The 11532-nt window shown below is 34.6% G+C and carries 9 protein-coding genes; 7 read left to right on the top strand and 2 right to left on the bottom strand.

The genetic code is table 11. From position 1 onward, the window contains the following. The first annotated feature begins 465 nt into the window (after positions 1-465). The 5 genes from CN326_RS23490 to bacA all read left to right on the top strand — a co-directional run bounded on the left by CN326_RS23490 (position 466) and on the right by bacA (position 4801). On the top strand, positions 466-1179 hold the full coding sequence (locus CN326_RS23490) for a response regulator transcription factor (protein ID WP_098311352.1): 714 nt from the start codon (positions 466-468) through the stop codon (positions 1177-1179). Further along, positions 1169-2185, top strand: coding sequence for a sensor histidine kinase (locus tag CN326_RS23485; protein WP_098311351.1), 1017 nt, complete (start codon positions 1169-1171; stop codon positions 2183-2185). Before CN326_RS23490 ends, CN326_RS23485 begins: the two co-directional genes overlap by 11 nt. Before the next feature lie 78 nt (positions 2186-2263). Next, the gene (locus CN326_RS23480) at positions 2264-3184 is read left to right on the top strand and encodes an ABC transporter ATP-binding protein (protein WP_098311350.1); all 921 of its coding nucleotides are present in this window, start codon (positions 2264-2266) and stop codon (positions 3182-3184) included. Continuing rightward, positions 3177-3914, top strand: coding sequence for an ABC transporter permease (locus tag CN326_RS23475; RefSeq protein WP_098311349.1), 738 nt, complete (start codon positions 3177-3179; stop codon positions 3912-3914). The genes CN326_RS23480 and CN326_RS23475 overlap by 8 nt, the downstream gene beginning before the upstream one ends. A gap of 89 nt (positions 3915-4003) precedes the next feature. Then, a complete protein-coding gene (gene bacA / locus CN326_RS23470) occupies positions 4004-4801 on the top strand; it encodes an undecaprenyl-diphosphate phosphatase (RefSeq protein ID WP_098311348.1) in 798 nt (265 codons plus the stop codon). A 474-nt stretch (positions 4802-5275) separates the two neighbouring features. Here bacA and CN326_RS23465 read toward each other — a convergent pair whose 3' ends face one another. After that, complete coding sequence (locus CN326_RS23465; protein ID WP_141525122.1) at positions 5276-6700, bottom strand: amino acid permease; 1425 nt, start codon at positions 6698-6700, stop codon at positions 5276-5278. A gap of 256 nt (positions 6701-6956) precedes the next feature. Between CN326_RS23465 and CN326_RS23460 the strand changes: the two genes are divergently transcribed. Both CN326_RS23460 and CN326_RS23455 read left to right on the top strand, forming a co-directional pair. Next, on the top strand, positions 6957-7706 hold the full coding sequence (locus tag CN326_RS23460) for an IclR family transcriptional regulator (protein WP_098311347.1): 750 nt from the start codon (positions 6957-6959) through the stop codon (positions 7704-7706). A gap of 208 nt (positions 7707-7914) precedes the next feature. Then, a complete protein-coding gene (locus CN326_RS23455; protein ID WP_098311346.1) occupies positions 7915-9609 on the top strand; it encodes a M20/M25/M40 family metallo-hydrolase in 1695 nt (564 codons plus the stop codon). Between the two features lie 278 nt (positions 9610-9887). Here the strand turns inward: CN326_RS23455 and CN326_RS23450 are convergent, their stop codons facing one another. Beyond that, entirely contained in the window at positions 9888-11261 is a 1374-nt protein-coding gene (locus CN326_RS23450; RefSeq protein ID WP_098311345.1) for a short-chain fatty acid transporter, read from the bottom strand. Positions 11262-11532: the final 271 nt, after the last annotated feature.

Below are 11532 nucleotides of genomic sequence, written 5' to 3'. Positions count from 1 at the left end.
CAAAGAACTTGTCTGTCGCTCAATTGGCGACTTCCTTATGTTAACATCTTTGTGTTTCAATGCCAACTAAGTTTTTTATTTCGTTTTCGCTTTCTGCTCTGTTGCATCAGCGACTCGTATAATACTACACCTCTATCTAACAATAGTCAACGGTTTTTTTAGAGATATTTATCTGTTCTTTCTGCAGGATTGTAAAAACACACCTCAAATACGTCTTTATCCCGCTATTCGCGGGCAGTAAGATCCCCACTGATGGAAGTTTCACTTTATTTACTCTCCCATATGCTTCTGATAGCTTACTCATGGATTACCTTCCCTATTCGGTTCTGTACTAACAACCTTATTTTAACAATTTATAGTATATAATTAGATAGCAATTAAATTTTTCATTAATAAAACCATCATACAACCTTTGTTTATCCAAATTACACTACCAACAAAATCATATTAGAAGCAGGTGGAAATATGGAAGATATACGTGTACTGATAGCCGATGATGAAAAAGAAATACGAAATTTATTAAAAAAATATCTAGAACGGGAACTATATACAGTAGATATCGCTATAAATGGTGAAGAGGCTCTTCGTTTATTTGAACAAAACAAATATAACCTCATCATATTAGATCTTATGATGCCCAAAGTTGATGGTATCGAAGTATGTAGAAGACTTAGAGACAAAACAAATATCCCGATATTAATGCTCACTGCTAAAGATCAAGAAGTAGATAAAATTTTAGGCTTAAGCATAGGTGCGGACGATTACATTACAAAGCCTTTTAGTATCAATGAGGTAGTCGCCAGAGTAAAAGCTCTTATGAGGCGCTTTTTAATATTAGGAAGTAATGCTAACACGCAAGAAAAAACAATCCTAACATTTAAAGGGCTAACAATTGATTTAAAAAAGTACACAGTTAACGTAGATGGAAAAGAAATATCTTTAACCGGAAAAGAACTTGAACTATTAAAGTTTTTCACTTCAAATCCTGAACAAGTTTTTACGAAAACGCAACTCTTTCGCAATGTTTGGGACAGTAACTATATAGAAGATGATAATACAGTTATGGTGCACATTAGAAAGCTTAGAAAGAAAATAGAAGCTAATCCCTCTGATCCTAAATTCATTCAAACTGTATGGGGAATCGGTTATAAATTTGTAGGTGAAAAGGATGAAGAATGATAAAATTCTCTACCTTATCATATGTCAACTTATAATCATTACTGGGCTTCTATTTATAGACATGGTTCACACATTAAAATTAACTTTATTCATTACACTTATTGTTATAACAATAAACCTTTTCTTTATAAGACTTCATTTTATTCAGAACCGAAAGTCTATAGTGGCTAAATTAAGACGGGCAATTAACGGAAATTTACATACAAGACTATATACAAATAACGACCATTCATTAGACGATGTAGTTTTTTCTGTAAATGAATTAATAAGCGAGCTAGAAAAGGTCCAAGTTGAATCCAAAAGATTTCAAGAAGCCCGAAAACAACTGCTATCTAGTATCTCACATGATATTCGGACACCACTTACTTCTATTATTGGATATATCGATGCTTTAAAAGATGATATCGCTGCTTCAGAAGATGAAAAACAAGAATATCTCGAAATACTATCAAAGAAATCAAACAGCTTAAAGCAATTAGTTGATCAAATATTTAATATGGCCAAGCTAGATGCTGATGAGTTTCCATTAAAGGAAGAACAACTTGATTTTTCAGAGATTACTAGGGAATCTTTAATTGAATTTTTACCTGAGCTATCCATGCATGATATTAAGTTACAAGTTAACATCCCAGAAGAACCTTGCCCGATTACAGCAGATTCTCTTAGTCTAATGCGAGTTATAGGTAACCTCATGAAAAATGCCATATATTACGGAAAACCTGGGAAGGTAGTAGGAATAGAGCTCTCGGAAACCACAAATGAATATCATTTGCTCATTTGGGATAAAGGACCTGGAATTTCAAAGAGCGATTTAGAAAACGTATTTGAGAGAATGTACCGAAGTGACCAATCAAGGAACCCTTCGCATGGTAGTAGCGGCCTAGGACTCGCTATCGCTAAAGCACTCGTAGAAAAAAACGGCGGCCAAATTTGGGTAGAAAGTATTCCATGGGAAAGAACCACCTTTGGATTTTCCATCCCGAAGCAAACTGTTTTTAAGAAATAGTTAAGAAATGATTAAGCAGCAGTTAAATCCTCCTTTTTATCATGTAATTAAGAGATTATAGAAAGTAGGTGTTTTAAAGTGAGTACAATTATAAAAACAACAAATCTTACTAAAATTTATGGCAATCAAAAATCTGTAGATAATCTCAACATAAATGTGAACCAAGGAGAGATTTATGGATTCATCGGGCGAAATGGCGCAGGTAAAACGACTACAATTCGAATGCTGCTAGGCCTAATAAAACCTACAGGCGGAAAAATCGAAATATTCGGAGAGGATTTTCTCAAAAACCAAAAAGAAATTTTAAGAAGAATTGGTTCTATCGTTGAAGTTCCAGGGTTTTACGAAAACCTTACTGCAAGAGAAAATTTATTAATTAATGCCAAAATCATGGGCGTTCACAAAAAAAATGCGATTGAAGAAGCCTTAGAAATTGTAGGACTGCAACATGAAACGAAAAAACTAGTAGGAAAATACTCATTAGGGATGAAACAACGATTAGGAATTGCAAGAACCCTTCTCCATTATCCAGAGCTATTAATATTAGATGAACCAACTAACGGTTTAGATCCTATTGGTATTAAAGAAATGCGAAAGCTCATTAAATCTTTAGCCCAAGAAAGAAACATAACGATATTAATTTCTAGCCATATTTTAGCTGAAGTTGAACAGCTAGTCGATCATATGGGAATTATTCATGAAGGGAAGTTATTGGAGGAAATTGCACTTGATACACTTCAAAAAACAAATCGTAAATACTTAGAATTTCAAGTAAATAACGATAATAAAGCTGCGATGCTGTTAGAAAATCAATTTCATATTTCTGATTATGAGGTTCATGATGAAGGAAATATTCGCATTTACTCTCACTTCGGACAGCAAGGACAGATTAATAAAACATTTGTTCAAAACGATATTGAAGTATTAAAGATTATGATGAGCGAAGATAGATTAGAAGATTACTTCACCAAATTGGTTGGGGGTGGGACAATTGGTTAATCTACTATATACAGAACTATTAAAATTAAAACGCTCTAATATGTTCTTGATTAGTATTATTGGGGCAGCGGTAGCACCATTTATGATAGTTTCGGCCTTTTATATAGAAAAGAAAACAAAACCATCTGCTCCAGCTGCGGGTCTCGATGACCTTTTTTATAATGCTAATATGTATACTATTTTATTAATGGGAGTCCTTCTATACGGAGTCGTTACCGCTTATCTCTTTAATCGGGAATACACAGAAGATACATTAAAAAGCCTATTAACCATTCCTGTATCACGTTTTAACTTTATTATAAGTAAATTTATTCTTCTTTTTATTTGGATTATGATGTTGACTATAGTTACTTGGGGACTAACTTTACTATTAGGACTATTAGGAGGCTTTCCTGGCTTAAGCGGCCCATTACTCTTGCAATCTTTACTGAAATTTTTGCTGGGCGGTGGACTCCTTTTTATCTTATCCCCCCTTATTGTACTGCTAACTCTTGTAATGAAGACTTATGTTCCGCCTATTATATTCACAATTGTTATAACGATGGCAAATCTTATGGTTACAAATTCGGAACACAAAGATTTATTTCCTTGGACGGCTACACTCGATATAGTAAACAACGAACTGCAACCGACATATCCTCCAGAATATTCTTATATCGTTATTGCCGCTACAGCTATGATCGGATTTATCACAACAATCTTCTATTTTAAAAAGGTTGATATTCATTAATTTATACGGATGAAAAAATATCCCAGAAATCTCCACCAGTTATCAAGGTTTGAAAGAAGAATTTTCATTTATATATTAGGAGTGAAATTATGAGCGACACAGTCACCGCCTTTATACTTGGTATCATAGAAGGACTAGCAGAATTTTTACCAATTTCCTCTACTGGCCACCTTATATTAGCCGGTCACTTGTTAGGATTTGAAGGAGAAAGAGCAAAAACATTTGAGATTGTGATACAGCTAGGAGCTATTTTAGCTATCGCTGTCTTATATCACAAACGCCTTGTTTCTTTATTTAATATAAAACCACTTCTACAGAAAGAAAAAAAATTCAATGCATTACATGTGATTCTAGGTGTATTCCCAGCTGTAGTTGCTGGCTTACTATTACATGATGTGATCAAAACATACTTATTTCAGCCATACACTGTCGTTATCGGGCTTGTAGCAGGAGCAATCCTTATGATTTTTGCAGAAGTTAAAAAACCTAAAGCTACCTCCTATTCATTAGACGATTTAACATATCGTCAAGCATTAACAATTGGGTTATTTCAATGTTTAGCAGTATATCCTGGCTTCTCAAGAGCTGGATCCACAATGTCTGGAGGATTGTTAGCAAAAGTGAATTATAAAGCCGCATCAGAATTCTCTTTTCTTATCGCGCTTCCCGTCATGGTTGGAGCAACTGGTCTAGACTTATTAAAAAGTTGGAAGTATTTAAGTGTAGACGATATTCCAATGTTCGCAGTAGGATTCATTACTTCTTTTATTGTAGCAATGCTAGCAGTCGTTACCTTTTTAAAACTGTTAGCTAAAATAGGATTAAAGCCATTTGCTTATTATCGTATTTTGTTAGCTATTGTATTCACTACTTTTGTACTGCTTTAACTAGAACAATCTCTTCTATTCGAAAGAAACAACTAGTCAGCCGATATCCAGATTAGGATATCGGTTTTTCATTGATTTAGCTACTAAGAAAGAAATATTAGAATACACAAGCTATCCAGCCAGCGGGGTCCTTTCATTTAGTTATGATGCAACGTTTTTAATAAATCCCAAAAATATTATAAAGTGAACATTCCATCAATGGGGATTTTCTTCATCCCCCACTGATGGAATGTTCTCACCAATCGGGCGCATGCCAGCAGTTATCCCCCACCTAGCTTCTTCGCTTCTCTCTCTATCTTGGGCTGGAGATCTCTTACTACCTGCGAATAGCGGGATAAATAAAAATAGTACCGTTCAAGATTACTTGAACGGTGCTATTTCACTTCATTTCAAAGCCAATAACAAAAAAGTATTTCTTTTCATTACGAAAATATCTTCATTTTAAAAATGCACTTAGAAAGAACAAGATGAACTTCACATCATTTTTCTCATTTTATTCTCACTATAACTGTTATTACTAATTCTTTTTCTTACTTTTATGTAGTAGTAAGCATAACAAGCAATAATAAAAGGTACAGTACAATAAATTCCTAGTCTCTGATCAGGAATAAAGATAAGACTTACTAATATAAGACCGTACAGTCCAAAGCCTAGAATTGGGACAATTGGATAAAGAGGTGTTTTGAATTTCAAATCTTCTAACTTACCGCCTTCTGCTAGGTAACGCCTACGGAAAAGAAATTGAGAAGCACAAATGGACATCCATACAATAATTGTAATAACGCCCGAAATCGAAATTAACCATAAATACACAGTTTCAGCAGCCACAACACTCGTCAAAAGTGAAAAAGCAGAAATAGATATCGTCATAATTAATGCATATAATGGAATACCACGTGACGATACTTTCTGTAAGAAAGCTGGAGCCATGTCATTTTTGGACAATGACCAAAGCATTCTTGTTGCTGCATATAATCCTGAGTTAGCAACCGAAAGAACAGCAGTGAGAATGACAAAGTTCATAATATCAGCAGCATATGGAATACCCATATTATCAAAAACGGCAACAAATGGACTTTTCGCTAAACCTGCTTCTTCCCAAGGAATCAAGGCTGCAAGAACAAATATCGCTAAAACGAAGAAAAACATCGTCCGCCATATAATATTTCGAATGGAACGCGGTAACGTTTTTTCAGGATTTTCACTCTCACCCGCTGCGATACCAACCAGTTCCGTACCCTGAAAGGAATAGTTAACCGTAACCATTGTTAACAGTATCGCACCAATTCCGTTTGGGAATAGACCACCGTAATCTGTAAAGTTTGAAAAAAACGGCGCCGCTTCATTCCCTTTTAAGTCAATAAAGCCAAACATCGCTGCTCCTCCAAGAATAATGAAGGCAACAATGGCTGACACTTTAATGCTCGAAAACCAAAATTCCGTTTCTGCATAACTGCGGGCAGATAATGCATTAATACTAAAAATTGTAACACCAAATGTTAAACACCAAACCCATACAGGAATATCAGGAAACCAGCGCTGCATCGTAATACCTGCAGTTGTAAATTCAAGCCCAACAGTATTTGCCCAGCTTAGCCAATACAGCCATCCAATAGTAAATCCAGTAGCAGGATTTATATACTTCGTAGCATATTCCTGGAAAGAACCAGACACCGGCATAGCCACCGCGAGCTCGCCAAGACATAACATGACGAGGTACATCAATAATCCACCAGCCATAAAAGCAAGTACAGCTCCTCCAGGTCCAGCTTTGCTGATGATAAAACCAGAACCGTTAAACAAGCCAGTTCCGATTACACCACCAAGTGCAATCATGAACAAATGTCGACTTTTCATCGTACGCTTTAATTCATTATTCTTGCTGTCAGAATGCGTCATTGTTTTCCTCACTTTCATAATTGATATTATAAAAATAGATTTTTCCGTATTACGGAATTATTTTCACTATACGAAATCTTGTTATAATTTTCAGATAATTACGTAAAAAAGTCAACATCTTTTTGTATCCGTTTCCACTTTGTATTTTTTCTATTTTGTTTATTCTGAAATTTAATTTGATTTCATTTTAAATTTTTGCTAAATTGATAGTTAATCAAAGAGATTTACACATTACAAGTAAAGTCGAGGCCAGTATATGGTACAATCCATCGATCGAGCTATAGGTATTATTAAATTACTAAATTCTGATAACAATAAAGAGTACTGGTCCATTTCTGACATAGCCGAAAGAACATCTCTTCCGGTTAGTACAGTACACAGGTTACTCAATTCTCTAATGAAACATGAGCTTGTTTCACAAATTCCAGAAACGAAGCATTATACATCAGGACCTATGTGGATGGAAATCGGCTTACGTCAATTAGAGAAAATTGACTACAAATCTGTAGCCAGAGAAGTAATGAAACGTTTAGCACATGAAGTGGAAGAAAGCGTTTATTTAAATATTCCAAATGGAACACATTCTATTATTATCGAAAGAATTGACAGTCCATTAAAAGTTCGTGTTATTGATAACTTAGGAGAAAGAATTCCTCTTTCTATCGGTGCACCAAATAAAACAATACTCGCCAATATGGATTCTAGAGAGACACATCACATTATTGACCAATTACTTTCTTCCTCACCAGAACAAAAGCAAATTCTTTTACATCAATTATTAGAAATAGAAAGACAAGGGTATGCCGTAAGTTATGGTGAGAAAACCGAAGGCACTGCATCTGTTGCGGCACCCATTATAGGCTTTAACAATAAAGTGATGGGAGCATTAAGCGTTGGAGTGCTTAACCACCGTATCAACGATGATCGGCTAACCTTCCTTATTAGCAAGGTGAAACAAGCCGCTAGTGAAATATCTACTAAAATCGGCAGAACGTCCGTATTATAAAATCGACAATCTGCCGCCATTTTTTTATTCATATAGCGGAAACTAATTTCATAATGTGGAAAATAAAAGACAGATATGAAAGTTTTAGACTTGAGGTTAGTATGAGTTGTTATCCAAAATGTTGTTGCTGTTTTCTTTTTAAACAATAAAATACATGCTTTTACAAACAATTACTTTTTTAATCAAAAAATTAAGGAGGTTTTATCTTATGTATCAACAATTACACTCACTATCTCTAGAAAAACAAGTCGAGACACTCACAAAACATCTCGTTTCATTTAATAGCATTAACGGAACTGAAGGTGAAGCCCATATTATAGATGAACTTTATCGCATTTTGAAAAGCTTTCCATATTTTAAACAGCACCCTGAACATTTATGGGTACAAACTGTTCCAAATGATCCAATTAACCGAATAAATTTATTTGCATTTGTAGAAGGAAACAAAAAATCAACTTCTACCATCATTTATCATTCTCATCTAGATACAGTTGGAATTGAAGACTTCGGCCTATTAAAGGAACATGCTTTTTCCTCAGAAACATTAGAAGAATATTTTCAAACATATGAGGGAAATCTTGATGTCCAGACTGATGCTAAATCTGGAGATTGGCTATTTGGTCGTGGCTCTGTTGATATGAAAAGTGGGGCTGCTGTCCATATCGCTAACATTTTATATTTCTCACAACATACCGATCTATTAGAAGGAAATCTTCTTTTACTTTTCAATGGTGACGAAGAGGGAGAACACCGCGGAATTACAGCTGCATTAACTGAACTAGAAAGACTACAACGAGAAAAACAATTACACTACTGTCTAGCAATTAATAATGATTTCATCACACCTCTATACGACGGAGACAACCAGCGCTATATTTATACAGGAACAGCTGGGAAACTTCTACCTTGCTTCTATATTTATGGAAGAGAAGTACATGTTGGAGATACATTATCAGGAATTGATCCAAACTTTATTGCTGCTCAAATTACACGCAGATTACACAACAACTATAAACTAACTGAATTTATTCCTGATGAGCTTGTTCTACCTCCAACATGTTTATATCAACGCGATAATAAAGACAGTTATACTGTACAAACCGCAACAAGTAGCCAGCTATACTTTAATTATTTTATTTATGAATCTACACCTGAAGAAGTTCTTGAGCGACTATTAGCCGAAACAAAACAAGTATGTAAAGAAGCTGAAGAGTATCTAAAAGAACAGTTTCAGCATTATTTACTTGTAACAGGCTTACCATCACGTGACCTTTCATGGGAGATTGCTGTTACAAGTTACGGAGATTATATAGAAGAATTACAACAACATGGCATAAATACGGAAGCAATTATTCAAAATACCCTAAAACAAAGTAAGAATAATGACTTACGTGAAGTTTATTTTGAAATTGTTGCCGCTCTACAAGAAATGGATCCTGAAAAAAAACCAAGAGTTATTTTATTTTTTGCACCGCCTTTTTTACCACATAACTATTTAAAGCAAACAAGTGAACAAAATCGTCAATTACAAAGCAGTATTGAAACAATACTACAAAATGTACAAGATGAGACCGGAGAACAATTTGTTTTGAAAAAGTTTTTCCCTTATTTAGCTGATGGAAGCTTCCTATCTATTCACGAAACAGACGATGAACTAAAACCATTATTACAAAACTTCCCGAAGTGGGAACAACTATATCCACTTCCATACGATACTATACGTAAATTAAATATCCCTTCTATTAACATGGGGGTGTACGGGAAAGACGGTCACAAATGGACAGAGCGTGTCTATAAACCATATTCATTTCATGTATTGCCTTTACTTATTCAAAAAACAACAATACAACTTTTAAAGGATTTTAAGAAGAGTTCAAACCATGAAACAGTTCCTCTTATGTAGGCACACAAGCACAGCAAGATTTTAAAATCATGACCAATTCCTGTACTCTTTTATATAAAAAGAAGCGTTATATTTTTAATACACAATCATGTTTCATAAGATTTATTTCATCGAAAAAAAGACAGGGAACCCTGTCTTTTTAACATAATACTGTAAAATATGATATTTGAGGATAGTAAAGAGAAATTCATTCAACTAACCATCAGTGGAGGATACCTTTACTGATGGTTAGTTTCACATGATAATTTTTAAAAAGAAAACGAATTCCTTCTATAAGATTAATAAAGAAATAACATAAGTACACTTGTAACAATCCCTACCCAAATACAAAGAATAAAGCAGTATCCCATAATGTCCTTAATTTTTAGTCCTAATACACCTAAAAGAGGCAAAGCCCAGAATGGCTGAATTAAATTTGTCCAGGCATCTCCCCATCCTACTGCCATTGCAACATTCGCTGGGTCTACTCCTAATTTCAATCCAGCTGGAATTTGCAGCGGTCCTTGCAATGCCCATTGTCCTCCACCTGACGGTGCCAATAAATTTACTAACCCAGCTGACCAATATGTAAAAATATCAAATGTATCTTTTGATGCAATGGATGCCATCCACTCAATAATAGAACTTCCTAGCCCTGAACTACCTAACACAGCAATTATCCCTGCGTAAAACGGAAATTGTAAAATAATTGGAGAAATTGATCCAGTTGCCTCTTTAAATCCTTGCGAAAAATTGCCTAGAGAACCATGCAATAACAAGCCCAATGATAAAAATAATAGGTTAATAATATTTAAGTCCAAGCCGCGGCCATTAATAAACTCATATACACAATAAAACATACCAATTAAACCGAATAATGTTCCCAACACCGGGGTCCATTCTAATTTTTCTGCGATAGTTAAATCTTTCTGAGAAGGTTTTATAAAAGAAGATTCAGTTTTCTCATCGGCTTTATAGCCAACAATTCCACTTTTCGGAGCCATAAGTACAATGATAATTGGCATTGTAATCAATAATGCCAAAAAGATAGTGATGGTAGAAAAACTAAAAATCGTTTGAGATGTTGGAATTACACCCATTACATCTGCAAGAAAATGATCCTTTGTAGCAATTGTTAATCCAATCGAACTAGAAAGCCCTGCGCTATATAAGGCTGTCGGAGAGTAAGCAGCTGCTACAAGTAATGGAAAATGAGCATGCGGATTCTTTTTCCCTACTTCCTTTGCCACAATTGCTCCAACAACAACAGCTAATCCCCAATTAATATAATATGCAGCTGCACTTACTAAAAACGTGAGAATGTAAGCTTTTTGAGGCGTATTAGCTAGTTTTGCCATAGACTGTAAGCCTCTATTAATAAATGATACAGAAGCCAATGTCATCCCTGTTACCATTAACAATACCATCTGCATAGTGAAAGTTAAATAGGTCCAAAATCCATCTCCCCACGATTTTACAATTGCAGACGGCTTAGAAGGATTCATAAAAAACGCTACAATGAAAACAAAAAATGTGAGTAACACAGCAATAACAAAAGCATCAGGTACATATTTCTGTGACCACCTTGAAAATACATCGGCACACTTCGTAAGTAAAGTTTCCTGCTTCTTTATAACCCTGCTTGTATCTTCTTTTAATGCAGCTTTGTTCATTAAATAAATCCTCCCTTTTCCCTGTTTTCATCTAGTTAATATGTAAGATTTCTATATGAAACATAAATAACCTCTATATAATTAAAAAAGCCTTCTTTTTCATCAAAAATTACATTAGATGAACAAAGATAGGCTTTCAGAACAGTTAAGAATGAAAATTGATAAAATTAATTAAGACAAAAATTGTACGTATAAGAAAATGAAAAGATATACAATAAATAAAAAAGACCTAAGTCAAAACGACTTAGGTCTTTGCCTGGCAACGTCCTAC

The organism is Bacillus sp. AFS018417, assembly GCF_002560985.1.
GTDB classification, from domain to species: Bacteria; Bacillota; Bacilli; order Bacillales; family Bacillaceae_G; genus Bacillus_A; species Bacillus_A rhizoplanae.
Note: the sequence above shows the minus strand (reverse complement) of the source record. Positions and strands in the feature narration are given on the sequence as shown.

What these genes read in the sequence shown, in the direction of transcription:
- CN326_RS23490 (WP_098311352.1), top strand. Translation starts at nt 466, where the DNA reads ATGGAAGATATACGTGTACTGATAGCCGATGATGAAAAAGAAATACGA.
- CN326_RS23485 (WP_098311351.1), top strand. Translation starts at nt 1,169, where the DNA reads ATGAAGAATGATAAAATTCTCTACCTTATCATATGTCAACTTATAATC.
- bacA (WP_098311348.1), top strand. Translation starts at nt 4,004, where the DNA reads ATGAGCGACACAGTCACCGCCTTTATACTTGGTATCATAGAAGGACTA.
- CN326_RS23465 (WP_141525122.1), bottom strand. Translation starts at nt 6,700, where the DNA reads ATGACGCATTCTGACAGCAAGAATAATGAATTAAAGCGTACGATGAAA.
- CN326_RS23460 (WP_098311347.1), top strand. Translation starts at nt 6,957, where the DNA reads ATGGTACAATCCATCGATCGAGCTATAGGTATTATTAAATTACTAAAT.
- CN326_RS23455 (WP_098311346.1), top strand. Translation starts at nt 7,915, where the DNA reads ATGTATCAACAATTACACTCACTATCTCTAGAAAAACAAGTCGAGACA.
- CN326_RS23450 (WP_098311345.1), bottom strand. Translation starts at nt 11,261, where the DNA reads ATGAACAAAGCTGCATTAAAAGAAGATACAAGCAGGGTTATAAAGAAG.